This window comes from Mesorhizobium sp. M0816 (assembly GCF_040320005.1).
Lineage (GTDB): Bacteria > Pseudomonadota > Alphaproteobacteria > Rhizobiales > Rhizobiaceae > Mesorhizobium.
The window spans coordinates 366,433-388,728 of record NZ_JAMYOT010000003.1; the positions used below are offsets into that span (position 1 = coordinate 366,433).

The following is a 22,296-nucleotide window of genomic DNA, read 5'->3' on the forward strand; positions in this document are numbered from 1 at the left end:
GTCTGACAGGTGTGGCGTCATCGTGGCCCGGCTGAAGCACGCCTCAAACCGGCGGCGTGCCGTTTTCGGCCAATACCGCGCCGGCCAGGTAAAGTGACCCGCCAATCAGGATGCGCGGCGGCGGTCCGTCCCATGTGTCGCGCAGCAGCATCAGTGCGTTTGCAACGGAACTAACCGGTTCGGCCGACAAGCCTGCCTCAATGGCGCGGGTCGCCAGTTCGTCGTTCGGCACGCCGGCGTCGCTCAGGCTCACCGGCACGGTGTAGACGTGCCGCACCAGCCCTTTGAAGGCGCGGAAATAGCCGCTTTGGTCCTTGGTGTTGATCATGCCCGAGATCAGGAACAGCGGCCGCGGGTTCTTTTCCTCCTGCTCGGCCAGGGCCTCAGCGACGACCACGCCGGCGCCGGGATTGTGGCCGCCGTCGAGCCAGATGTCGGCGCCCTTCGGCGCCAGTTCGCTCAGCCGTCCTTGCGGCAGCTTTTGCATGCGGCCCGGCCAGGCGACGTTCGCCATCGCCTTCTCGGCAGCGCGGTGGCTGATCTCGAAGCCGGCCGCCTTGACCGCCGCGATCGCCGCCGCCGCATTGGCGAATTGATGGCGCCCCGGCAGGCGCGGCGGCGGCAGGTCCATCAATCCGTCTTCGTCCTGATAGACCATGCGGCCGTTTTCCTCATAGGCAAGGAAATCCTGGCCATAGACGAAGGCGGGGCAGTCGAGCCGCTCGGCGGTTTCGATGAGCACCTGCTGGGCCGTCTCGCTTTCCTGCGCGCCGATGACGACCGGGCATCCGCGCTTGATGATGCCGGCCTTTTCGGCGGCGATCAGCTCGACGCGGTCGCCGAGATAGGCTTCGTGGTCGAGCGACACCGGCATGATCACCGACACGGCCGGCTCGGCGATGACATTGGTGGCGTCGAAGCGGCCGCCAAGGCCAACCTCGAGGATGACGGCATCGGCCGGATGTTCGGAAAACAGCAGGAAGGTGACGGCGGTGAGGATTTCGAAGACGGTGATCTTCTGGCCTTGATTGGCTTTGGCGACGCGGGCGATGGCTTCGGCGAAGACCTTGTCGTCCACCAGCCTGCCGCCGCCATCTGCGGCCAGCCGGTAGCGCTCGTGCCAGTTCACCAGATGTGGCGAGGTGTGGACGTGGACGCGGTAGCCGGCGGCTTCGAGCAGCGCCCGTGAAAAAGCAGCACAGGAGCCCTTGCCGTTGGTGCCGGCGATGTGGATGACCGGCGGCAGCTGGTCCTGCGGATTGCCGAGCCGCTCGAGCAGCCGCGAAATGCGGTCGAGCGAAAGGTCGAAGCCCTTCGGGTGAAGCGCCATCAGGCTTTCGATTTCGCGGTCGGCGGCAAGCGTGGTCATGGCGAATCCTAGGCGCGCCACGGACGGCGCGCAATCGCAGTTCGTGGCGAATGCGTCAGGCGTGCGGCCGGGCTTCGACCGGGATCACCGACGGCGGCAGGATTTCCGGCTCCTGCGGTTTTTGCTCTTCCGGCAGCTTGAGCAGCATTCTCAGCAGCCGCGCAATCGTCTGGCGCATCTCCAGCCGTGACACCACCATGTCGACCATGCCGTGTTCCATCAGATATTCGGCGCGCTGGAAGCCGTCGGGCAGCTTTTCCCTGATGGTCTGCTCGATGACGCGCGGTCCGGCAAAGCCGATCAGGGCCCCAGGCTCGGCAATATGCACGTCACCCAGCATGGCGTAGGAGGCGGTGACGCCGCCGGTCGTCGGGTTGGTCAGGACGACGATGTAGGGCAGGCCGGCCTCCTTCAGCCTGTCAACGCCGATCGTGGTCCGTGGCAGCTGCATCAGCGACAGGATGCCTTCCTGCATGCGGGCGCCGCCGGAGGCCGCAAACAGGATCAGCGGCCGCTTGCGCTGCAAGGCGACCTCGAAACCATGCACGATGGCATCACCGGCCGCCATGCCGAGCGAGCCGCCCATGAAGGCAAAATCCTGCACCGTCACCACCACCGGCAGGCCTTCGACCGTACCCAGCGCATTGATGATGGCATCTTCTAGGCCGGTCTTGGCCTTGGCATCCTTCAGCCGGTCCACATAGCGCTTCTCGTCGCGGAACTTCAGTGGATCCTGCACCACCTTGGGGTTTTCCAGCGTCTCGTATTTGCCGTCGTCGAGGAAGAATTTCAGCCGTTCCTTGGCCGAGATCTTCATATGGTGTCCGGAGGACGGGATGACGAACTGGTTCTGCTCCAGATCCTTGTGGAACACCATTTCGCCGGTCTCGGGATCCTTGATCCACAGGTTTTCCGGCATGTCGGTGCGGCGGCCGAGCATCGAATTGATCTTCGGACGGACGTAATTGGTGATCCAGTTCATCGCTTCGGCTCCTGTCCCTTAAGAAGACGTAGGAAGATTATTCGGCGGCAGCAAGGCGAGCCGCGCGAACCCCTTGCGAAAGCCCGCTGACCAGCGTGGCGACGGCCTCGGCCGGATCGGCGGTCTTTTCGCCCTTCGGCCCGAGCACGTTGGCGACGGCATTGACAATCGCGGTGCCGACAACGACGCCGTCGGCCGACGCGCCGATGGTGCGCGCCTGCTCGGCGGTCTTGACGCCGAAGCCGACGCAGACCGGCAGGTCGGTATGGCTCTTGATGCGCTTGACCGCTGCCGCCACCTTGCCGGTGTCGGCCAGCGCCGAACCGGTAATGCCGGTCATCGAGACGTAGTAGACGAAACCCGACGTGTTCTGCAGCACCTTGGGCAGGCGCTTGTCGTCGGTGGTCGGCGTCGCCAGCCGGATGAAATTGATGCCGGCCTTGAGTGCCGGGATGCAAAGCTCCTCGTCCATCTCAGGCGGCAGGTCGACGACGATCAGCCCGTCTATCCCGCTGGCCAGCGCATCGCTCAGGAAGCGCTCGACGCCGTAGATGTAGATCGGATTGTAATAGCCCATCAAGACGATCGGGGTTTCACTGTCGCCGGCGCGGAATTCCGAGGCCATCTTCAGCGTTTTGACCAGTGTCTGGCCGCCCTTCAGCGCCCGCAGGCCGGCCGCCTGGATCGCCGGGCCGTCGGCCATTGGATCGGAAAACGGCATGCCGAGCTCGATGATGTCGCTGCCGGCGCCGGGCAGCGCCTTCATGATCGACAGGGAGGTGTCGTAGTCCGGGTCGCCGCCCATGAAATAGGTGACGAGTGCCGGTCGACCTTCGGCCTTCAGCTTTGCCATGCGGCGGTCGATGCGAGTGGCCATGATCAGATCTCCATGCCCAGCATATTGGCCACTGTGTGCACGTCCTTGTCGCCACGGCCGGACAGGTTGACGATGACGATCTGGTCCTTGTCCATATCAGGCACGATCTTCACCGCCTGCGCGATGGCATGGGCCGATTCCAGCGCCGGAATGATGCCCTCGACGCGTGTCGTCAGCTGGAACGCCTCCAGCGCCTCGTCGTCGAGGATCGGCACATAGTCGACGCGGCCGGAATCGCGCAGCCATGAGTGCTCCGGCCCGACGCCGGGATAGTCGAGGCCGGCCGAGATCGAGTGGCCGTCCATGATCTGGCCGTCGGCGTTCTGCAAGAGGTAGGTGCGGTTGCCATGCAGCACGCCGGGCGCGCCGGCACTCATCGAGGCGCAATGCTCGATGCCGTCGAGCCCGCGGCCGCCGGCTTCGACGCCGATGATGCGCACCTGCCTGTCATCCAGGAAGGGATGGAACAGGCCGATGGCGTTCGAGCCGCCGCCGACACAAGCGATGATGGTGTCCGGCAGCCGGCCTTCCTGCTCGAGGATCTGGGCACGCGCCTCGGTGCCGATCACCGACTGGAAGTCGCGCACCAGCTCCGGATAGGGGTGCGGGCCGGCGGCGGTGCCGATCAGGTAATAGGTATCCTCGACATTGGTCACCCAATCGCGCAGCGCCTCGTTCATGGCGTCCTTCAGCGTGCCGTGGCCGGCGGTCACCGGCCGCACCTCGGCGCCCAGAAGCTTCATGCGAAAGACGTTGGGGCTTTGCCGGGCGACATCGGTTGCACCCATATAGACGATACAAGGAAGCCCGAAGCGCGCCGCCACTGTAGCGGACGCGACGCCATGCTGGCCGGCGCCGGTCTCGGCGATGATCCGCGTCTTGCCCATGCGCTTGGCGAGCAGGATCTGGCCGAGGCAGTTGTTGATCTTGTGCGAGCCAGTGTGGTTCAGGTCCTCGCGCTTGAAATAGACTTTTGCGCCGCCCCCGAGGCCCTTAGCCGCGGAAACCCCGCGAAGATGCCGGGTAAGGCCTTCGGCGAAATAGAGCTTCGAAGGCCGCCCGGCGTAATGCGTCGAGAGATCGGTCAGCTCGGCCTTGAAATCCGGGTCGTTCTTGACCTCGTTCCAGTGCCGCTCCAGCTCGAGGATCAGCGGCATCAGCGTTTCGGCAACGAAACGACCGCCAAAAATGCCGAACATGCCCTGCTCGTCGGGGCCGGTGCGGAAGGAATTCGGTATCGCCGGCTTATCCATCGCCGATCTCCTGGTCTGCGGTTTGAAGCGTGGTCAGGCGGCGCGGTTGTCGCGTGCTGCCCCGACGGCCCGGAAAAATTGTTCGATCAGCGCCGGTTCCTTGACGCCCGGCGCGTTTTCCACGCCCGAAGAAATATCTATTCCGGGCGGGTTCACGAGCCGAACGGCGTCGCCGATATTTCCAGCATTGAGCCCACCGGAAAGCATGTAATCGACGCCGGCGTCAAGGCCGGCAAGAATGCGCCAGTCGAAGGCAAGACCGTTGCCGCCCGGCAATTCCGAATTCCTAGGCGGCTTGGCATCGAACAGAAAGCGGTCGGCAATGCCGACGAAGGGTTTTACCTGCTCGAGATCGGCAGCCTCGCTGACCGGCAGCGCCTTCATCACCGGCAAGCCGTAGCGCGCCTTCACCTCGGCCACCCGCTCAGGGGTTTCGGCGCCGTGAAGCTGCAGCATGTCGGGCTGCATTTTTTCGACGATCTCATCCAGAAACGCGTCGCCGGCGTCGACCGTCACCGCAACCGCCTTGGCCCTGCCGCGCGCCGCTTCGCGCAGGCGGCCAGCTTCCGCCGGCTCGACATAGCGCGGGCTTTTGGCAAAGAAAATGAAGCCGACATGGCTGGCGCCGCCGGCCAATGCCGCGGCCAGTGCCTTGTCGGTCTTCAACCCGCATATCTTGATGTCGAGCGCCATGGCGCGGGATTGGCACGAAACGGCCAAAGAGTCGAGAAAAAGCATCCTGTTTGCCGCCAGCGCGGAACGCGCTACCTTGCTAATGTAAGAGCGCAACGCGCTACCTTGCTAATCTAAGAACGCAACGCGCTGCCTTGCTCAGGCACAAAGGCGGGAGAACAAAGATCATGCCGGAAAAGACCGTCGCGGAACTCAGGCAAAAGCTGGCGCAGGCCCATGAGGTCATCGCTCATTTGATGGACAAGGCAGCCTTCAACGGCGCCGAGGCGCACCGGGCGCTGGCTTATTTCAGCAACGATGGCTTCGAGAAGGATTTCCTGCCCTGGCCGCGCCACGCCGACGAGGGGCTGCGGCCGGAGGAGTTGAACGCGGCGAATGACGATTGATCGGCAGTGCAGAATCGAGTGAGGCCGGCGCGAAGGATCGCTACAGTTTCCATTTCGTGCCCCTACAAGCATCCTACTCGAACGCGATCGCCTGCAGCGCGCCGCCATTGCGCTTGAGCCAGTCCTTGCAGCGCTCGGTGTCCGGGCAAAGCTGCTCGCATAATTTCCAGAATTTCGGGCCGTGGTTCATCTCCTTGAGGTGCGCCACCTCATGCGCGACGAGGTAGTTTATCACCGGCCGCGGCGCCATCATGATGCGCCAGGAAAACGACAGATTGCCGTCCGACGTGCAGGACCCCCAGCGGCTCGACGTATCCTTGAAGCGGATCGCCTTGGCCCGCTTGCCAATCGCGGCGCTGTGCTTCGTCACCAGCGCCTCGATCTCCCGCTTGGCTTCGCGCTTCAGGAAATCGGCGATGCGGCGCGGCAGATGCACGCGTTCGCCATGCACGATCATCAGCGGCCCGCGCTCGTCGCGCGATAGCGTGACGGTGCCGCGTTTCGACGGTTCATGGGCGATGCGATGCGGCACACCGCGCACCGGTATCTTGATGCCGGGCCGCACCTGTGGCCGGTTGGGCACCTTGGCCAGCCTTTGCTCCAGCCAGTCCTGATGGCGGTCGAGGAATTTTTCCACCTCGCCGCGGCGCAGCCCCGGCGGCACGGTGATGCGCAGGCCGCGGCCGCCGGAGTCGATGCGCAGCGTCAGGCGGCGGGCGCGGTCGTTCTCGACGATCTTGAGCGGCAGCGTGCGGCCGGCAACGCAATGCTCGCGCTCCACGACGGGCGTGGGCTTGGGTTTCGTCGGGGTGCGGAAGAAGCCGAAGGACATTCCGGGACGATACGTGATTCGAGGGAAACGACTAGAACAAAAAAGAAACGGCGCCGCTGACGCGACGCCGTTGGATTATCTATCTGGGCACGGGACCTTACTCGTCGAGCAGGCCTGGCGTGGAGTTGCCGCCGCGTTTGTTGTTCGTCGTCGAGCCGGTTGACCCACCCGTCGTGGGCGACGTCGACTTGTTGCGGTTGGCCATGAAGCGATCGAACTCTTCCTGGTCCTTGGCGCGGCGCAATTCGCGGGCATATTCGTCGAACTCGCTCAGCATCTCGTCGAGCTTGCGGCGTTCCTCGGCAAGCCGCTCGAGTTCCTTTTCGCGCCAGTCGTCGAAAGCGACGTTGCCGGTGCGGGCGGAGCCATGGCCCCAGCGCGCGGCCTTGTCGGAGCCGCGGCGGCAGCCGGCGAAGATGCCGTCGGTCGCGCGGTTGACGTCGCGCTTGAAGCCCTCGAGCCGATCGCCCCAGATGATGTAGGCGAGCATGGCTAAGCCGAGCGGCCAGAACACCATGAACCCGATCACCATCAACGCGATGGTCGCCGGCGTCCAGGCCGGACGGATCAATGCAGATGTGTTCATTTCTTCCAATCCTTCAGTTGGAGACAGCCAAATCCGGCTGCGTGGAATCGAAATGGGATGAAGAAAACGGCGATTCAAGACAGCAGCCGTCAAAACCGGACAAGCGGCTGAAATGATTATCGCTTTTTGAGCTTTTCGAGGAAAAGAGCAGCCAGGCCCCGTAAGGGGGCAATGTCGCCGACGGTTCTGCAGTGAAAATCCAGCGCCGATCGCGTCTGCTGGCTGAGTGCAATGGTTTGACGCTTCGAAGCCGTCCGTTCAAAAATCCAGAGGCGCATTGTCGACGACCTCTTTCATCACGAAGAAGGTTCTGGTCTGGCGAACGCCAGGCAGTGCGATCAATTGGTCCCCGTGGATTCGGTTGAAATCCGCCATGTCACCAACCCTGATCTTCAGAAAATAATCGAAGTCGCCTGCCACCAGATGGCAGTCGAGAATGAATTTCAGCTTGGCGACGGCCTTTTCGAATTCCGCGAAACTCTCCGGGGTCGAACGGTCGAGTACGACGCCAACCATCACCAACGCGCCTCTGTCGACCTTCTGCGGGGTCACCATCGACCTGACATGGCTGATGTAGCCTTCATCGAACAGGCGTTGCGTCCGGCGGTGGCACGTCGCCGGGCTAACAGCGACCGACTGCGCCAGCTCCGCATTGGTCAGTCGCCCATTGCCCTGGAGCAGGCGCAACATTTTCAGGTCGATCCGGTCGAGCGCTGCGCGCATGAAAGATTCTTCCGTTATTCGGATTAAGAATCGAATATATATGACATTTCAATGCCATGAAGCGATATTTTGGATATTCTGGGCTCGATCTTTGAGAGCACATTTCAAGGCAGAGCTGATAGTGTTCATCGCACCACACCGCAATGAATGGAACAAGCGAGGGCACTCTCATGCTCGAGAAATTCGAACGTTATCCGCTCACATTCGGGCCGACCCATATCGAGAAACTGGAGCGGCTTGGTGGTCATCTCGGCGGGAAGGTCGATCTCTATGCCAAGCGGGAGGATTGCAATTCCGGCCTTGCCTTCGGTGGCAATAAACTGCGCAAGCTCGAATATATCGTCCCGGACGCGATCGCCTCAAACGCCGACACACTGGTGTCGATCGGCGGCGTCCAATCCAACCATACGCGCATGGTGGCGGCCGTCGCGGCGAAGATCGGCATGAAGTGCCGCCTCGTGCAGGAAAGCTGGGTGCCCCACGAGGACGCCGTCTACGATCGCGTCGGCAATATCCTTTTGAGCCGGATCATGGGCGCTGATGTCCAGATGGTCGATGAGGGTTTCGACATCGGGATTAGGGAAAGCTGGGAACAGGCAATCGCGGATGTGAAGGCCAAGGGTGGCAAACCCTATCCAATTCCGGCCGGGGCTTCGGTACACAAATATGGCGGCCTGGGCTATGTCGGCTTTGCCGAGGAGGTCCGCGCGCAGGAGAAGGAGCTCGGCTTTGCCTTCGACTACATCGTCGTTTGTACCGTCACCGGTTCGACTCACGCCGGCATGCTGGTCGGCTTCGCCAAGGACGGCCGCGAGCGCAAGGTGATCGGCATCGACGCATCCTGCACCCCGGCGCAGACCAAGGCGCAAGTGCTCAAGATCGCGCAGAGCACCGCGACGCTGGTCGAACTCGGCAAGGAGCTCGATGAGAACGATGTCGTCCTGATCGAAGATTATGCCTATCCGGTCTACGGCGTCCCCTCGCAGGAGACGAAGGAAGCAATCCGTCTCTGCGCGCGTCTTGAAGGCATGATCACGGATCCGGTCTATGAGGGAAAATCCATGCAGGGCATGATCGATCTCGTGAGCAAGGGTTATTTTCCCAAGGGATCGAAAGTGCTCTACGCCCACCTTGGCGGCGCTCCGGCCATCAACGGATATGCTTATGCGTTCCGCAACGGCTGAATCTATCCCGCCTGCCGCACCATGGCGTCCACCGCCCGCACCAGCATGTCGAGATCCTGCGGCCGCGACAGGCGGTGGTCGCCGTCGGGAATGAGCGACAGCGTGACGTCGTCGGCCGGCAGCAGGCTGACCAGCTTCAACGCATGGCTCGACGGCACGTCGGGATCGGCAAGGCCTTGCAGGATGTGGACCGGACAGTGCGTGTCGATCGGCCCGGTCATCACCCGGTTGTTGCGGCCGTCCTCGATCAGTGCGCGCGTGTAGATGTACGGTTCGGCGGAATAGTCCGACGGCTCCTCGAAAAAGCCCTTTTTCCTGAGGTTGCGCTTCTGCGCCCCGGTCAGCACCGGCTCCACCAGTTCGAATGTGAAATCGGGCGCCGGGGCCAGCAGCACAAGACCTGCGATGCTGTTTTCGCCCGCCTTGCGCAATTCCTGCACCATGCGCAGCGCGATCCAGGCGCCCATCGAGGAGCCGACCAGGATCTGCCTGCCCTGGGTGAAGCGGCGGAAAACCGCCAGGCTCTCGCCCAGCCATTTCGAGATGGTGCCGTCGGCAAAGGCGCCACCCGATTCGCCGTGGCCGGAATAATCGTGGCGCAGAAAGGCGCGACCTTCTTTGCGCGCCCATTCCGACAACGTTTCGGCCTTGGTGCCCAGCATGTCCGATTTGTAGCCGCCGAGCCAGACGATGCCGGGCTCCGCACCTGTAGCATGCCTGACGGCGATGCTCGTCCCGTCGACGTCCAGAAAGATCGGGGTGGTGGTCATGGTGTATTCCCTCACGCCGGTCTTTTGACACAGCAAGGCATTCAACGAAAAGTGCTCCGCCACTTTCTTCGCTTGGTGCAGAGGAGCATTCCATCGAGCAGGTGATTTCCTGAGAATGCTGTGCTATTGACTCCGACCGCGCGCTCACCACATTGCGCGTTCGCAATTCTGAACTGAAGAACCCCTTAACGAAACGGCTCAAGGAGACCACGACCATTCGCAGACCTTTCAAAGCAGCGGCGCCCACCAAGGAAGGCCCGCGCTCCAACCGTGACATCCGGGTTCCCCGGGTCCAGCTAATCGACGCCGAAGGCCAGAACCGCGGCGATGTCTCCATCAACGATGCATTGCTGCTCGCCGAAGAGGCGGGGCTCGATCTGGTCGAGATATCGCCCAATGCAGTGCCGCCCGTCGTAAAGATCCTCGATCTCGGCAAGCTGAAATACGCCAACCAGAAGAAGGCGGCCGAGGCGCGCAAGAACCAGAAGGTCATCGAGATCAAGGAGATCAAGATGCGCCCGAACATCGACAGCCACGACTATGAGACCAAGATGAAGGCCGTCCGGCGCTTTTTCGAGGAAGGCGACAAGGTCAAGCTGACATTGCGCTTCCGCGGTCGCGAGATGGCGCATATGGAACTCGGCATGCAGCTTCTGAACAAGGTTCGCGAGGAAGTGGCGCCCATCGCCAAGGTCGAAGCCGAACCGAAGCTCGAAGGCCGTCAGATGATGATGGTGCTGGCGCCCCGCTAAAGCGCGTTGCGCTTTAGTTCTGTTTTGTGCATGTCGTTGTCGCAAAACCGCTGCGCACTTTTGGGCGACGTGCATAAAATCCGCCTGAATCATGTTGCAAGGCGTCCCGGCGATCGGCGGGGCGCCTGTTTTCTTGGCCAGACGCTGCGATCGCCGGCGAGAGCAAAGACGCTCTGGTTCCCTCGACGATCGGATTCCCGACATGGTCAATGACGTCAAGCATTCGGAAGCCAGATATGGGCTGGGCAGCTACCAGCACACGCGCAGGATGGTGCTTGCCGTCGTCGTCGTCGTCCTGTTCGCGATGCTTTTGTTCGGGCAGTCGGTTTTTCCGCCCGATACGCCTGTGCATGAAACGATCGAAATGGTTGGCGTCGTGCTGATCTTTCTCGGCATCGTCGGACGCTTGTGGTCGACGCTCTATATCGGCGGTCGCAAATCCTCCGAAGTGGTGACCGGCGGACCCTATTCGATCACCCGCAACCCGCTCTATGTCTTCTCTACTTTAGCTGCCGCCGGTGTCGGCGCACAGATCGGCTCCATCACCGCCACGATCGGCTTTGGAGCGCTCTGCGCGGGTGCCTTTTACATCGTTATCCTGCGCGAGGAGAAATTCCTCAAGCAGGCTCTCGGCGCGCAATACCAGGCCTACCTGGCGAAAGTGCCGCGCTTCTTCCCGAAACTGTCGCTGTATCAGGAAGGCGACACCGGCAGCTTCAAGCCGCGCCTGCTGCGAACCACGCTGCTGGACGGGCTGGTCTTCCTCGTTGCCTTGCCGGCTTTCGAACTGATCGACGGCGCCCAGCAGTCCGGCATATTGCCGGTGCTGTTCCGTTTCCCCTGAGTACAGTGTTGCTGAATACAGTGTTGCTGAGCACGGGGTGTTGCGCGCCAGCCCGCTTTGACGTATAGGACCGCCGTTCCCAAAAAACCGCCCGGCAGGGCATGCCGTGGCGGTTTCATTTGCTTTTCGGGCTTTGGTCGGCCTGAAGCGAACAAAAAGCGCATTGGTGCGCATATAAACGGAGTAGCAAAATGCCCAAGATGAAGACCAAATCGGCCGCCAAGAAGCGGTTCAAGATCACAGGTACGGGTAAAGTTCTGTCGGCTGCGGCCGGCAAGCGTCACGGCATGATCAAGCGTTCCAACAAGTTCATTCGAAATGCCCGCGGCACGATGGTTCTGGCTGAACCGGATGGCAAGAAGGTCATCAAGAATTTTCTGCCGAACGGCCTCTAGGGCATGATGCCAAAAAGTTGCAGACTTTTTGGAAACATCATGCGCCAAAATAAGAGCATTCGGTCTGGGCACGCATTTGTTTTACGCAATTCCGAACGGAAAACCGCCAGGCACTTTCCTGGAATTGCTTTTAAGGAGATCATGACATGGCACGCGTAAAGAGAGGCGTCACCTCGCACGCCAAGCACAAGAAGGTCCTGAAAGCCGCCAAGGGTTTTTACGGCCGTCGCAAGAACACCATCCGCATCGCCAAGCAGGCGGTGGAAAAGTCGCTGCAGTACGCCTATCGCGACCGCAAGAACCGCAAGCGCTCGTTCCGCGCGCTGTGGATCCAGCGCATCAATGCGGCGACGCATGAGCATGGCCTGACCTATGGCCGTTTCATCGACGGTCTCAACAAGGCCGGGATCGAGATCGATCGCAAGATCCTGTCGGACATGGCCATCCACGAGCCGCAGGCCTTCGCCGCACTCGTGGCCAAGGCCAAGGTCGCGCTCGAATACCTGAAGAACACCACGCCGAATGCTTTTGAAAGCGCTGTCGCTTAAGACCAGCGCTTCCCAAGCTATTCGACACTTGATTTGGGAAACCCGCGCTGGCAGGGCTGGCGCGGGTTTTTCTTTGCTTCCAATCGGATCTGGAACATGAGTGACATGGAAACTCTCGAAAATTCCCTGATGGCCGAGATCGCCTCGGCCGCCGACGAGCAGGCGATCGAGGCGGTGCGTGTCTCTGCCCTTGGCAAGAAGGGCTCGGTTTCCGAGATGCTGAAGACGCTCGGCTCGATGAGCGCCGAGGAGCGACAGGTCAAAGGCCCGGCAATCAACGGCCTCAAGAACCGCGTCACCGAGGCACTTTCGGCGCGCCGCGCCGAGCTGAAAGATGTGGCGATCACGGCACGGCTTGCCGCCGAGAAGGTCGACGTCAGCTTGCCGGTCAGGCAATCGCCGGCCGAGCGCGGCCGCATCCATCCGATCAGCCAGGTTATCGACGAGATCGCGGCGATTTTCGGCGATCTCGGCTTTGCCATCGCCGAAGGTCCGGACATCGAGACCGACTATTACAATTTCACCTCGCTGAACTTCCCGGAAGGCCACCCGGCGCGCGAGATGCACGACACGTTCTTCTTCCAGCCGGACGAGCAGGGGGAGCGCAAGCTTTTGCGCACCCACACCTCGCCGGTGCAGATCCGCACCATGGAGATGCAGAAGCCGCCGATCCGCATCGTCATTCCCGGCAAGACCTACCGGCAGGATTCCGATGCCACCCACTCGCCGATGTTCCATCAGGTCGAGGGGCTGGTGATCGACAAATCGGCCAACGTCGCCAACATGAAATGGGTGCTGGAGGAGTTCTGCAAGGCCTTCTTCGAAGTGCCGAGCGTCAAGATGCGCTTCCGGCCGTCCTTCTTCCCGTTCACCGAGCCCAGCCTCGAGGTCGACATCCAGTGCGACCGTTCGCGGCCCGGCGAGGTGCGCTTCGGCGAGGGCTCGGACTGGATGGAGATCCTCGGCTGCGGCATGGTCCACCCCAATGTGCTCCGTTACGGCGGGCTCGATCCCGACGAATACCAGGGCTTCGCCTGGGGCATGGGCATCGACCGCATCGCCATGCTGAAATACGGCATGCCGGATCTGCGCGCCTTCTTCGACGCCGATGTGCGCTGGCTGTCGCATTACGGTTTTAGGCCGCTTGACATGCCGACGCTGTTCGGGGGCTTGAGCGCGTGACGACCGGGCCGCAGCAAATCCGCGGGCAGCTCGCCTTCCTGCACATGTGCGACGCGCGGACGCATAGCTTCAAGTGCAGCGTGCCCAGACCAGACGGAACACAGTCATGAAACTCACCCTCTCCTGGCTCAAGGATCATCTCGACACCGACGCCTCGCTGGCGGAAATCGTCGAGCGTCTCACCTCGATCGGCCTCGAGGTCGAGCATGTCGACGACCGGGCGAGCCTGGCCCCCTTCGTCATCGCCAAGGTGCTGACGGCGGTCCAGCATCCCGACGCCGACCGGCTTCGCGTGCTGACCGTCGACACCGGCGACGGCAAGCCGCCGGTGCAGGTCGTGTGTGGAGCGCCGAACGCCCGCGCGGGCCTGATCGGCGCCTTTGCAGCACCGGGCACCTATATTCCCGGCATCGACGTGACGCTGACCGTCGGCAAGATCCGCGGCGTTGAAAGCCACGGCATGATGTGCTCCGAGCGCGAGCTCGAATTGTCCGAGGAGCATGACGGCATCATCGACCTTCCGGCCGATGCGCCGGTCGGTACCAGCTTCGCCGCCTATGCCCATCTCGACGACCCGCTGATCGAGATCAATCTGACGCCGAACCGGCCGGATGCGACCAGTGTCCATGGCATCGCCCGCGATCTGGCGGCGAGCGGGCTCGGCACGCTGAAGATCGCGCCGATAGAGCCGATCCCCGGCAAGGGCGAGACGCCGGTCAAGGTGACGATCGAAGCGCCGGAGCTCTGTCCCGGCTTTGCGCTGCGCCTGGTACGCGGCGTCAAGAACGGACCGTCGCCGAAATGGCTGCAGCAAAGGCTTCTCGCCATCGGCTTGAGGCCGATCAGCGCGCTCGTCGATATCACCAATTACGTCACCTTCGACCGCGGTCGGCCGCTGCATGTTTTTGACGCTGCGAAGGTCACCGGCAATCTCACCGTGCGCCGGGCGCATGACGGCGAAAAGGTGCTGGCGCTCGACGGCCGCGAATACACGCTGACGCCGGAGATGTGCGTCATCGCCGACCAGGACGGCATCGAATCGATTGCCGGCATCATGGGCGGCGAGCATTCCGGCTGCGACGAGAACACGTCAGACGTGCTGATCGAGTCGGCGCTTTGGGACCCGATCACCACCGCCCGCACCGGCCGCACACTCGGCATCATCACCGACGCGCGCTATCGGTTTGAGCGTGGCGTCGACCCGGAAATGATGGTTCCCGGCTTGGAGCTGGCAACGAAGCTGGTGCTCGATTTCTGCGGTGGTACGCCGGCCCAAACCCGAGTCGTCGGCTATGCCGGCCATCAGCCGAAGATCGTCTCGTTCCCATTGTCGGAAGTGAAGCGGCTGACCGGCATCGAAGTGCCGCGCTCGACAAGCCTCGACATTCTTGCCCGCCTCGGCTTCAGGCCGGAGGGCACGGGCGATGTCGTCAATGTGGCGGTCCCGTCCTGGCGGCCGGATGTCGACGGCAAGGCCGACCTGGTCGAGGAGGTCATGCGCATCCACGGCGTCGACAACATCGCGCCGCAGCCGCTCGGTTCGCACGATGCGGTCAACGCCAGGATCCTGACTGTGCTGCAGATCCGCACCCGCGCCGCCAAGCGGGCACTTGCCGTGCGCGGCATGATGGAGGCCGTCACCTGGTCGTTCATTCCGGCAAAACACGCCGAATTGTTCGGCGGCGGCCAGCAGGCGCTGAAGCTTGCCAACCCGATCGCCGCCGATATGTCGGACATGCGGCCGTCGCTGCTGCCGGGGCTGATTGCGGCAGCACAGCGCAATGCCGACAGGGGCATCGGCGATATCGCGCTTTTCGAAGTGTCGGGCACTTACGAGGGCGACGGCGCCGACCAGCAGCGGCGCGTTGCCGCCGGCGTGCGGCGCGGCACCGCCAAGCTCGAGGGCTCCGGCCGCCATTGGGCCGGCAACGCCGGCGCCGTCGGCGTCTTCGATGCCAAGGCCGATGCGATCGCAGCACTCGAAGCCTGCGGCGCGCCGGTCGAGCGGCTGCAGATCGAGGCTGGCGGCCCGGCCTGGTATCATCCCGGCCGCTCCGGCACGATCAAGCTTGGGCCGAAGGTAATCCTTGGCACGTTTGGCGAGTTCCACCCGAAGACACTGGAGGGGCTGGACGTCTCCGGCCCGCTCTGCGGCTTCGAAGTGTTCATCGATGCGGTGCCCGAGCCGAAGGCCAAGCCGACGCGGACGAAGCCGAGGCTTGATCTGTCCGCCTTCCAGGCGGTCAAGCGCGATTTCGCCTTCGTTGTCGACAAGGCGGTCGAAGCCGGCACACTCGTTCGCGCCGCCCTTGCCGCCGACCGAAAGCTGATTTCCGGCGTCTCGGTGTTCGATGTTTTCGAGGGTGCAGCGCTCGGCGCGGCGAAAAAATCGATCGCCATTGAAGTGTCGATCCAGCCGGTCGAAAAGACGCTGACCGACGACGATTTCGAGGCGCTGGCCAAGCGCATCGTCGAGAATGTCGGCAAGCAGACCGGCGGCGTGCTCAGAACCTAGAACGGATGCGATGATGGTTCACACCAGCAAACTCTCCATCACCTGGCTGGCAACTCACATCGGGACGATCGACGGCTTCTTGGATGACCAGGAATGCGCCGATCTGATCGCTGACAGTGAACGGCGCGGTTTCGAGGCGGCCAAGGTGAACAGCTCCGGCGGCGCCACCGTCCTGAAGGAGCTTCGCAATAACGACCGGGTTGTCTTCGATGACGAGGACCTTGCGGATTTGCTCTTCGCACGGGCGCGGCCTCTGCTCTATCGTGGTCTCGGCGACTGGCGCTTGACCGGGCTGAATGAGCGTTTCCGTTTCTATCGCTATGGGCCGGGCCAGAAGTTCGATTGGCACCATGACGGCTATTTCGAGCGCCACGCCTTGGAGCGCAGTCAGTTCACGTTCATGATTTATCTATCAGATGGATTTGAAGGGGGAGGAACCTCGTTTCGCGGCGAGATGCCGGGCTATGCCGGTAGCAGTCTTCTGGTGAAGCCGAAGAAAGGAATGGCACTGGCGTTCTACCATCCGATCGAGCATCGCGGCGACGAGGTGCTGTCGGGGCGCAAGTACGTCATCCGGACGGACGTGATGTACAAGCGCCAATGAAACGCTGTCCGTTCTGCCGCTGAGCTAAATGCACCTGACCCCGCTGGAAGTGTTTTTCGTCAAGGAGTTCTGCCGTTCCGCCGGCGTTTCTCCTGACATGATGCGTGCGCTGAAAGTCAAAGTACGCAGCCGCGATCCTGTAGGATTCATGACCAGAGTCACTCCCTCATCGGTTCCCCCGGAATTGCGCTTTGAGAGTCGAGTGTTCAGTTCGCTTCGGGTAGCGTGCGTTGGACCTGACCAGCTTCTTTGCGGCATGGTGCTGTTCTTCGATGAGATTGAAGGAAAGCTAGATGCGATCGAAGGCTTTGTGTATGGCGAAGAATGGCCGTCAATCGAGGAGCCAGTCTTCTGGTCCGAGACCGACCGAACAATGAGCCTTGGGCGGGAGGGAAACTAGCCTGCAGAAATGGGCGTCACGACGCCCTTTCCGATAATTGCACAACGCATGGCGCGCTGAGGACCTAGAGGGGTTGCCGGCAGGTGACGAATCGCCGTCCAAAGGGCGATGGACCATTTGCGCTATTCAGGGCTGCCCTTTGAGGAACAGCGTGCAGCCTTTCTCGATATCGTCTCGGCCGATCCGCTGATTGGCGAGACGCTGTCGCGAGTGCGGGCGCTTGACCTGCGGGACTGGCTGGTCGTGTCCGGCGCGCTTTACAACAGCGTCTGGAATCACCTGACCGGAAAGCCCTCGGGGTACGGCATCCGGGATGTCGACCTGTTCTATTTCGATGAGAGCGATCTGTCCTATGAAGCCGAGGACACGGTCATCCGCCGGGCGGCGAAGCAGTTCGAAGGACTGACGCTGCCGGTCGAAGTGCGCAACCAGGCGCGGGTGCCTCTGTGGTTTGAGGCGCGCTTTGGCGGTTCCTATCCCAGACTGTCGTCGTCCGCCGAGGCGCTGTCCTATTTCGCTTCGAAAACCCATGCGGTCGGCGTTAGATTCGGCATCGATGGGCAACTCGCGCTCGTGGCGCCGTTCGGGCTCGACGACATCTTCTCGTTTCGCGTTACCCCGAACCGTGCACTGGATAATCGGCAGACGCACGAGATGAAGGGCGCGCGTGCCAGGGAGAACTGGCCGGAGATCAGTGTCGTGCCTTGGTAGGAAATGTCGGCGCGAAGCACCCCCCTCTGCCCTGCCGGGCATCTCCCCCTCAAGGGGGGAGATCGGATGTCGCCTCGGCTTTCGCCAATCACAGGCGCCGGAAGGGCGGGCAGGGCGCGGGAACTGCCAATCTCCCCTTAAGGGGGAGATGTCCGGCAGGACAGAGGGGGGTGCCTCGCGCCGAGGTCCCACAACGCTTTGCATCGCACCGTATTAGTCAAAAAGGGGTGCCGAAACGCCCCGTTTCGATTAGGCCGTCGATTGCCGTTCACCCGTTAACCAGCGCCAGCAGCTCCTCGGTATAGCGCTTGCCGACCACCTTTTCCGGCGACAGGGCGTCGCCGATGGATGCCACCTCGGCCTGGCTCAGCACGATATCGGCTGCCGCCGTATTCTGCTCCAGATGGCGCATTTTTCGCGCACCAGGGATCGGGACAATGAAGTCGCCCTGATGCAGCACCCAGGCGAGCGCCAGCTGCGCCGGCGTCACGCCCTTCCCGGCGGCCATCTTTTCCAGCACGGCGACGACCGCCGCATTGGCCGCCATGGCGTCGGCCTGGAAGCGCGGCAACCCGCGGCGCCAGTCGTCGGCGCCGAGAACATCGGGCTTGGCGATCGTGCCGGTGAGCAGGCCGCGGCCGAGCGGGCTATAGGGGACAAAGCCGATGCCGAGCTCACGGCAGACAGCAAACACCTCCTCCTCCGGATCGCGGCTCCACAGTGAATACTCGCTCTGCACGGCGGCGATCGGATGCACGGCATGCGCCCGACGAATGGTCGCCGCACTCGCCTCCGACAGGCCGAGCGCCCGCACCTTGCCCTCGCGCACCAGCTCGGCCATGGCGCCGACCGTATCCTCGATCGGCACGTTGGGGTCGACGCGGTGCTGGTAATAGAGATCGATCACCTCCGTATCCAGCCGCTTCAATGACGCTTCGGCCACCGCCTTGACATGCTCCGGGCGGCTATCGACACCGGCCATGCGCTCCATGCCGCTGCCTTCTTCGAGGATCTTGAAGCCGAATTTGGTTGCGATCGTCACCTTGTCACGCACCGGCTTCAGCGCCTTGCCGACCAGGATTTCGTTCTCGTAAGGGCCATAGACCTCGGCCGTGTCGAAGAAATTGACCCCGATCTCGACGGCATGGCGCAGCGTGGCAATCGCCTCCGCCTCCGGCTGGCCACCATAGGCAAAGCTCATCCCCATGCAGCCGAGGCCGACCGGGTAGACGTCAAGTTCATTGCCAAGCTTGCGGGTTTGCATCACGTGTCTCCTTGTTGTGATGGTTGTGATGCCGCAGAGATAGCGTCTTGCCCTGCGTTCGATAATCGGCTCTCATTTGCACGGGCTGTTCCAAGAAATAGATCAATGAAGCGAACCCATCTTTCACAGCTCGCGGTACTGGCAACGGTCGCCCAATGCGGCAGTTTTCGCGGCGCCGCCAAGGAGCTGGCGATCGCGCCATCGGCGGTCAGCTATGCGGTGTCCAGCCTGGAAGCGTGTCTTGGCGTTCGCCTGCTGGCGCGCAGCACGCGCAGCGTCGCTCCGACCGAGGAGGGCGCGCAACTGCTCGAGCGCCTCAGGCCGGCGCTGTCGGAAATCGACCTGGCGCTGGAATCGGCGATCGAGGCGCGCGACCGGCCGGCCGGCAATCTCCGGCTGACCGTGCCGCGCACCGCGGCCCACCTGGCGCTGACGCCGAGGCTCAGCGCCTTTGCGGCTGCCTATCCCGACATCGTGCTGGAGATCGTCATCGAGGACCGCTTCACCGACGTCGTCGAGGGCGGCTTCGATGCCGGTGTGCGACTGGGCGAGAGCCTGCAGCGCGACATGATCGCGGTGCGCATCGGACCAGACCTTCGCGGCGCCGTGGTCGGCGCGCCAGCCTACTTCGAGACCGTGCCCAAGCCGCAGCATCCGCGCGATCTCGCCGCTTACCGCTGCATCCGCTTCCGCTTCTCCAGCGGCATTCTCTACCGCTGGGAATTCGAGCAAAACGGCGAGGAGATCGAGATAGCGGTGCAAGGGCCGCTGATCCTCGACGAGGACCATCTGATTGCCAATGCCGCGGTTGACGGCGCCGGGCTCGCCTTCGTGTTCGAGGACTATGTCCGCGCCGCGCTCGCCGCCGGCAAGCTCGTTCGCGTGCTGGAGGACTGGTGCCCGCGCTTCGACGGCTTCTTCGTCTATTACCCCAGCCGCCGCCAGATGCGGCCGGCGCTCAGGGCCTTTGTCGATTTTTTCAAGGTCGGCGAGTAAGCCAACCCTCCCCACAAGGGAGAGGTGGAAGAAAGCCGACCTGGCATTCGTTCACCGACCATGTCAGCACTGCCCAAAAACCAGACGGCCGGCTACGGCTGGACGGCGATCATCCTTCACTGGCTGATCGCGGCGCTCTTTATCGGCCAGTTCGTGCTCGGCTTCGTCATGGTGCGGCTGTCCAGCCAGCGCACCGCCTTCGAGCTGATCCAGCTGCATAAATCCTTCGGCTTCCTGCTGCTTGGACTGGTCATCCTGCGCATCGCCTGGCGCCTAGGCAGACCGGCCCCATCGCTGCCGCGCTCGGTCGGGCCTTTCGAGCGCCGTGCGGCGCCGCTGGTCCATCTCGCGCTTTATGCGTTTCAGCTCGCTCTGCCGTTGTCCGGCTGGGCGCTGGTCTCGGTCTCGGTGCTGGAGATCCCGAGCGTGCCGTTCAATCTGTTCGTCATGCCCAATCTGCCGCTCGGTGAATCGGACACGGCAGAAAGCTTCTGGGCAGCGACGCACTGGTATCTCGCCTATGCCGGCATCGGACTTGTCGCTTTGCATCTCGCCGCAGCGCTGCGCCATCATTTCTGGCTGAGGGATACCGTGCTGACGCGCATGATCACGGCTTCGTCACATCACGACAGGGAATAGAGCGGACGGCTCATTCGTTGACGGGGCGAGGACGCAAGAAAGCGTTGCCTGCCAAGAGGACCATTTCCATGTACGCGCGCATCTTCGGATTTGCGGCCGCCGCCGCTTGTATTGCCATGCCTGTTTTCGCCGCCGTTGCCCTCGGCGACGCGGCCGGCAGCTACATCATCCGCCCGGGGAGTTCCAGCATCCACTTCTCCATCGGCAAGCTCGGCGGCGGCGGGCTCGACGGTGCCTTCGCCCGCTTCAAGGGCAGTATCCTCATCGACAACAGCGATGTCGGCCGGTCCCAGGTCAATTTCACCATCTTCCCCGAAAGCGTCGGCACCGGCCAAAGCCGCATCGATGCCTTTCTTCGCTCGGACGCGGTCTTCGACGCCGCCGACAATCCGGAGATCCAGTTCCGTTCGACCAGCGTCAAACGCACCGGCGACACGTCAGCCCTGGTTACCGGCAGGCTGACGGCGCGCGGCAAGACCTTTCAGGAAAAGTTCACGGCCGATCTCGGTGGCCTCAAGGCGGGCACGATAAAATTCCACGTCACCGGCAAGGTGCTGCGGTCGCGCTACGGCATGGATGTCGGCACGCCGATTTATTCCAACGTCGTCGACTTCGACATGACGCTGACGGGTAGAAGGGGATAGCCTTTGCAGGTTCCGCCAGGGCAGCGCGGGCATCCGGACAAGCCGCAGATGATCGCCCTGTTCGCCGCCATGCTCCCGCATTGGCTTTTCTCCTGAATTAGGGCAAACCTCCAGGCCTGCAATCGAGAGGAGAAATTTGATGTTCCGATGGGGTGTTTTGTCGACGGCCAAGATCGGCCGCGAGCAGCTTTTGCCGGCAATCGTCGAGGCGGAGAACGGCGTGCTGTCCGCGATTGCCAGCCGCGATCTGTCGAAAGCGCGGGCGCTGGGCGAACGCTTCGGTGCGCGCCACGCGTTCGGCTCCTATGAGGAGCTGCTCGCCTCCAGCGACATCGACGGCGTCTACATTCCGCTGCCGACCTCGCAGCATGTCGAATGGACGGCCAAGGCGATCGAGGCCGGCAAGCATGTCCTGGTCGAAAAACCGCTGGCGCTCGATGCCAAGGACATTCCGCCGCTGATCAAGCTGCGCGATGCCAGGAAGGTGCTGGTCTGCGAAGCCTTCATGGTCGTCTACCATCCGCAGTGGATCAAGGTGCGCGACCTCATCGCCAACGGCGCCATCGGCCGGCTGCGCCATGTCCAGGGCGCGTTCTCCTATTACAATGTCGACCCCAACAACATGCGCAACAAGCTCGATCTCGGCGGCGGCGCGCTGCCCGACATCGGTGTCTACCCGACAGTGTCGACACGCTTTTCGACCGGCAAGGAGCCGCTGCGCGTCCAGGCGACGATCGAGCGCGACAAGACGTTCGGCACCGACATCTATTCCTCGATCCGCGCCGATTTCGGCGACTTCGAGCTGTCGTTTTACCTGTCGACGCAGATGGCGGCACGCCAGGTGATGGTCTTCCACGGCGAGAAGGGCTTCATCGAGGTGTTCTCACCGTTCAACGCCGGGCTCTACGACCATCACCGCGTCGAGCTGCACAACCAGAACCACAGCGAGGCGCAGGTGTTCCGCTTTCCCGGCACGCAGCAATACCGGCTGGAAGTCGAGGCCGTCGCGCGGGCTGCGCAGGGCGGCAAGGACCGCGTCTTCACTCTGGAAGAATCGGTGCTCAACCAGAAGGTCATCGATGCCATCTTCCGCGCCGGCGAGAAGGAAGGCTGGGAAACAGTCTAGGCCGGCCATGATCCCAAAAAG

Annotated in this window: 25 protein-coding genes; 15 read left to right on the top strand and 10 right to left on the bottom strand. The window is 62.6% G+C overall.

The genetic code is table 11. The annotated features are described in order from the left end of the window. Nucleotides 1-43: 43 nt before the first annotated feature. The 5 genes from NKI17_RS06190 to NKI17_RS06210 are packed head-to-tail and all read right to left on the bottom strand — an operon-like array spanning nt 44 to nt 5,174. The gene (locus NKI17_RS06190; protein ID WP_352472565.1) at nt 44-1,369 is read right to left on the bottom strand and encodes a bifunctional folylpolyglutamate synthase/dihydrofolate synthase; all 1,326 of its coding nucleotides are present in this window, start codon (nt 1,367-1,369) and stop codon (nt 44-46) included. A 55-nt stretch (nt 1,370-1,424) separates the two neighbouring features. After that, nucleotides 1,425-2,351, bottom strand: a complete 927-nt coding sequence (accD, locus tag NKI17_RS06195; protein ID WP_352576313.1) for an acetyl-CoA carboxylase, carboxyltransferase subunit beta — start codon at nt 2,349-2,351, stop codon at nt 1,425-1,427. 37 nt (nt 2,352-2,388) lie between these two features. Continuing rightward, nucleotides 2,389-3,228 carry a tryptophan synthase subunit alpha gene (trpA, locus tag NKI17_RS06200; RefSeq protein ID WP_023677563.1) on the bottom strand — a complete coding sequence of 280 codons (840 nt, stop codon included), beginning with the start codon at nt 3,226-3,228 and terminating at the stop codon, nt 2,389-2,391. Between the two features lie 2 nt (nt 3,229-3,230). Further along, nucleotides 3,231-4,481, bottom strand: coding sequence for a tryptophan synthase subunit beta (trpB, locus tag NKI17_RS06205; RefSeq protein WP_352576311.1), 1,251 nt, complete (start codon nt 4,479-4,481; stop codon nt 3,231-3,233). Between the two features lie 33 nt (nt 4,482-4,514). After that, nucleotides 4,515-5,174, bottom strand: a complete 660-nt coding sequence (locus tag NKI17_RS06210) for a phosphoribosylanthranilate isomerase (protein WP_352576379.1) — start codon at nt 5,172-5,174, stop codon at nt 4,515-4,517. Nucleotides 5,175-5,341: 167 nt separating this feature from the next. Here NKI17_RS06210 and NKI17_RS06215 point away from each other — a divergent pair, with 167 nt between their 5' ends. Continuing rightward, nucleotides 5,342-5,560, top strand: coding sequence for a hypothetical protein (locus NKI17_RS06215; protein WP_023677566.1), 219 nt, complete (start codon nt 5,342-5,344; stop codon nt 5,558-5,560). Between the two features lie 73 nt (nt 5,561-5,633). On the opposite strand, the gene NKI17_RS06220 is transcribed toward NKI17_RS06215, so the two are convergent. The 3 genes from NKI17_RS06220 to NKI17_RS06230 form a co-directional block, all read right to left on the bottom strand. Then, nucleotides 5,634-6,392: a M48 family metallopeptidase gene (locus tag NKI17_RS06220; RefSeq protein WP_352905522.1), complete on the bottom strand. Its 759-nt coding sequence runs from the start codon at nt 6,390-6,392 to the stop codon at nt 5,634-5,636. A 97-nt stretch (nt 6,393-6,489) separates the two neighbouring features. Continuing rightward, the gene (locus NKI17_RS06225) at nt 6,490-6,978 is read right to left on the bottom strand and encodes a DUF2852 domain-containing protein (protein ID WP_352905523.1); all 489 of its coding nucleotides are present in this window, start codon (nt 6,976-6,978) and stop codon (nt 6,490-6,492) included. 258 nt (nt 6,979-7,236) lie between these two features. Then, nucleotides 7,237-7,701: an Lrp/AsnC ligand binding domain-containing protein gene (locus tag NKI17_RS06230; RefSeq protein WP_023677570.1), complete on the bottom strand. Its 465-nt coding sequence runs from the start codon at nt 7,699-7,701 to the stop codon at nt 7,237-7,239. 170 nt (nt 7,702-7,871) lie between these two features. On the opposite strand from NKI17_RS06230, the gene NKI17_RS06235 reads away from it, so the two are divergent. Then, entirely contained in the window at nt 7,872-8,885 is a 1,014-nt protein-coding gene (locus NKI17_RS06235) for a 1-aminocyclopropane-1-carboxylate deaminase (RefSeq protein ID WP_023677571.1), read from the top strand. Nucleotides 8,886-8,887: 2 nt separating this feature from the next. Here the strand turns inward: NKI17_RS06235 and NKI17_RS06240 are convergent, their stop codons facing one another. Next, on the bottom strand, nt 8,888-9,655 hold the full coding sequence (locus NKI17_RS06240; protein ID WP_352472561.1) for an alpha/beta hydrolase: 768 nt from the start codon (nt 9,653-9,655) through the stop codon (nt 8,888-8,890). Between the two features lie 215 nt (nt 9,656-9,870). Here NKI17_RS06240 and infC point away from each other — a divergent pair, with 215 nt between their 5' ends. The 9 genes from infC (at nt 9,871) to NKI17_RS06285 (ending at nt 17,606) form a co-directional block, all read left to right on the top strand. After that, complete coding sequence (infC, locus tag NKI17_RS06245) at nt 9,871-10,407, top strand: translation initiation factor IF-3 (protein WP_023677573.1); 537 nt, start codon at nt 9,871-9,873, stop codon at nt 10,405-10,407. 202 nt (nt 10,408-10,609) lie between these two features. After that, entirely contained in the window at nt 10,610-11,251 is a 642-nt protein-coding gene (locus NKI17_RS06250) for a methyltransferase family protein (RefSeq protein WP_352795594.1), read from the top strand. Nucleotides 11,252-11,442: 191 nt separating this feature from the next. Continuing rightward, entirely contained in the window at nt 11,443-11,646 is a 204-nt protein-coding gene (gene rpmI, locus NKI17_RS06255; RefSeq protein ID WP_006201248.1) for a 50S ribosomal protein L35, read from the top strand. A 146-nt stretch (nt 11,647-11,792) separates the two neighbouring features. Next, on the top strand, nt 11,793-12,194 hold the full coding sequence (gene rplT, locus NKI17_RS06260) for a 50S ribosomal protein L20 (RefSeq protein ID WP_006201247.1): 402 nt from the start codon (nt 11,793-11,795) through the stop codon (nt 12,192-12,194). A 96-nt stretch (nt 12,195-12,290) separates the two neighbouring features. Next, a complete protein-coding gene (pheS, locus tag NKI17_RS06265) occupies nt 12,291-13,376 on the top strand; it encodes a phenylalanine--tRNA ligase subunit alpha (RefSeq protein WP_352451635.1) in 1,086 nt (361 codons plus the stop codon). Nucleotides 13,377-13,482: 106 nt separating this feature from the next. Continuing rightward, the gene (gene pheT, locus NKI17_RS06270; RefSeq protein ID WP_352576304.1) at nt 13,483-15,891 is read left to right on the top strand and encodes a phenylalanine--tRNA ligase subunit beta; all 2,409 of its coding nucleotides are present in this window, start codon (nt 13,483-13,485) and stop codon (nt 15,889-15,891) included. Nucleotides 15,892-15,901: 10 nt separating this feature from the next. Continuing rightward, nucleotides 15,902-16,495 carry a prolyl hydroxylase family protein gene (locus NKI17_RS06275; protein ID WP_352568469.1) on the top strand — a complete coding sequence of 198 codons (594 nt, stop codon included), beginning with the start codon at nt 15,902-15,904 and terminating at the stop codon, nt 16,493-16,495. 28 nt (nt 16,496-16,523) lie between these two features. Continuing rightward, complete coding sequence (locus tag NKI17_RS06280; protein WP_352568468.1) at nt 16,524-16,895, top strand: hypothetical protein; 372 nt, start codon at nt 16,524-16,526, stop codon at nt 16,893-16,895. Between the two features lie 108 nt (nt 16,896-17,003). Continuing rightward, nucleotides 17,004-17,606, top strand: a complete 603-nt coding sequence (locus NKI17_RS06285; RefSeq protein WP_352905524.1) for a nucleotidyltransferase family protein — start codon at nt 17,004-17,006, stop codon at nt 17,604-17,606. Between the two features lie 268 nt (nt 17,607-17,874). Here NKI17_RS06285 and NKI17_RS06290 read toward each other — a convergent pair whose 3' ends face one another. Continuing rightward, nucleotides 17,875-18,870: an aldo/keto reductase gene (locus tag NKI17_RS06290; protein ID WP_352540001.1), complete on the bottom strand. Its 996-nt coding sequence runs from the start codon at nt 18,868-18,870 to the stop codon at nt 17,875-17,877. Between the two features lie 105 nt (nt 18,871-18,975). Here NKI17_RS06290 and NKI17_RS06295 point away from each other — a divergent pair, with 105 nt between their 5' ends. The 4 genes from NKI17_RS06295 to NKI17_RS06310 all read left to right on the top strand — a co-directional run bounded on the left by NKI17_RS06295 (nt 18,976) and on the right by NKI17_RS06310 (nt 22,275). Beyond that, nucleotides 18,976-19,866: a LysR family transcriptional regulator gene (locus NKI17_RS06295; protein ID WP_023677581.1), complete on the top strand. Its 891-nt coding sequence runs from the start codon at nt 18,976-18,978 to the stop codon at nt 19,864-19,866. Between the two features lie 60 nt (nt 19,867-19,926). Further along, nucleotides 19,927-20,505 carry a cytochrome b gene (locus tag NKI17_RS06300; RefSeq protein WP_352619378.1) on the top strand — a complete coding sequence of 193 codons (579 nt, stop codon included), beginning with the start codon at nt 19,927-19,929 and terminating at the stop codon, nt 20,503-20,505. A 68-nt stretch (nt 20,506-20,573) separates the two neighbouring features. Next, complete coding sequence (locus tag NKI17_RS06305; protein ID WP_023677583.1) at nt 20,574-21,149, top strand: YceI family protein; 576 nt, start codon at nt 20,574-20,576, stop codon at nt 21,147-21,149. Nucleotides 21,150-21,288: 139 nt separating this feature from the next. Beyond that, nucleotides 21,289-22,275 carry a Gfo/Idh/MocA family protein gene (locus NKI17_RS06310; RefSeq protein ID WP_352905525.1) on the top strand — a complete coding sequence of 329 codons (987 nt, stop codon included), beginning with the start codon at nt 21,289-21,291 and terminating at the stop codon, nt 22,273-22,275. Nucleotides 22,276-22,296 lie beyond the last annotated feature (21 nt).

What these genes read in the sequence shown, in the direction of transcription:
- NKI17_RS06220 (WP_352905522.1), bottom strand. Translation starts at nt 6,392, where the DNA reads ATGTCCTTCGGCTTCTTCCGCACCCCGACGAAACCCAAGCCCACGCCC.
- NKI17_RS06275 (WP_352568469.1), top strand. Translation starts at nt 15,902, where the DNA reads ATGATGGTTCACACCAGCAAACTCTCCATCACCTGGCTGGCAACTCAC.
- NKI17_RS06285 (WP_352905524.1), top strand. Translation starts at nt 17,004, where the DNA reads ATGGACCATTTGCGCTATTCAGGGCTGCCCTTTGAGGAACAGCGTGCA.
- pheS (WP_352451635.1), top strand. Translation starts at nt 12,291, where the DNA reads ATGAGTGACATGGAAACTCTCGAAAATTCCCTGATGGCCGAGATCGCC.
- NKI17_RS06250 (WP_352795594.1), top strand. Translation starts at nt 10,610, where the DNA reads ATGGTCAATGACGTCAAGCATTCGGAAGCCAGATATGGGCTGGGCAGC.
- NKI17_RS06300 (WP_352619378.1), top strand. Translation starts at nt 19,927, where the DNA reads ATGTCAGCACTGCCCAAAAACCAGACGGCCGGCTACGGCTGGACGGCG.
- NKI17_RS06295 (WP_023677581.1), top strand. Translation starts at nt 18,976, where the DNA reads ATGAAGCGAACCCATCTTTCACAGCTCGCGGTACTGGCAACGGTCGCC.
- NKI17_RS06210 (WP_352576379.1), bottom strand. Translation starts at nt 5,174, where the DNA reads ATGGCGCTCGACATCAAGATATGCGGGTTGAAGACCGACAAGGCACTG.
- NKI17_RS06235 (WP_023677571.1), top strand. Translation starts at nt 7,872, where the DNA reads ATGCTCGAGAAATTCGAACGTTATCCGCTCACATTCGGGCCGACCCAT.
- rplT (WP_006201247.1), top strand. Translation starts at nt 11,793, where the DNA reads ATGGCACGCGTAAAGAGAGGCGTCACCTCGCACGCCAAGCACAAGAAG.
- rpmI (WP_006201248.1), top strand. Translation starts at nt 11,443, where the DNA reads ATGCCCAAGATGAAGACCAAATCGGCCGCCAAGAAGCGGTTCAAGATC.
- NKI17_RS06225 (WP_352905523.1), bottom strand. Translation starts at nt 6,978, where the DNA reads ATGAACACATCTGCATTGATCCGTCCGGCCTGGACGCCGGCGACCATC.
- trpB (WP_352576311.1), bottom strand. Translation starts at nt 4,481, where the DNA reads ATGGATAAGCCGGCGATACCGAATTCCTTCCGCACCGGCCCCGACGAG.
- pheT (WP_352576304.1), top strand. Translation starts at nt 13,483, where the DNA reads ATGAAACTCACCCTCTCCTGGCTCAAGGATCATCTCGACACCGACGCC.
- NKI17_RS06230 (WP_023677570.1), bottom strand. Translation starts at nt 7,701, where the DNA reads ATGCGCGCAGCGCTCGACCGGATCGACCTGAAAATGTTGCGCCTGCTC.
- NKI17_RS06305 (WP_023677583.1), top strand. Translation starts at nt 20,574, where the DNA reads ATGTACGCGCGCATCTTCGGATTTGCGGCCGCCGCCGCTTGTATTGCC.
- NKI17_RS06215 (WP_023677566.1), top strand. Translation starts at nt 5,342, where the DNA reads ATGCCGGAAAAGACCGTCGCGGAACTCAGGCAAAAGCTGGCGCAGGCC.
- NKI17_RS06280 (WP_352568468.1), top strand. Translation starts at nt 16,524, where the DNA reads ATGCACCTGACCCCGCTGGAAGTGTTTTTCGTCAAGGAGTTCTGCCGT.
- NKI17_RS06190 (WP_352472565.1), bottom strand. Translation starts at nt 1,369, where the DNA reads ATGACCACGCTTGCCGCCGACCGCGAAATCGAAAGCCTGATGGCGCTT.
- NKI17_RS06310 (WP_352905525.1), top strand. Translation starts at nt 21,289, where the DNA reads ATGTTCCGATGGGGTGTTTTGTCGACGGCCAAGATCGGCCGCGAGCAG.
- NKI17_RS06240 (WP_352472561.1), bottom strand. Translation starts at nt 9,655, where the DNA reads ATGACCACCACCCCGATCTTTCTGGACGTCGACGGGACGAGCATCGCC.
- NKI17_RS06290 (WP_352540001.1), bottom strand. Translation starts at nt 18,870, where the DNA reads ATGCAAACCCGCAAGCTTGGCAATGAACTTGACGTCTACCCGGTCGGC.
- trpA (WP_023677563.1), bottom strand. Translation starts at nt 3,228, where the DNA reads ATGGCCACTCGCATCGACCGCCGCATGGCAAAGCTGAAGGCCGAAGGT.
- accD (WP_352576313.1), bottom strand. Translation starts at nt 2,351, where the DNA reads ATGAACTGGATCACCAATTACGTCCGTCCGAAGATCAATTCGATGCTC.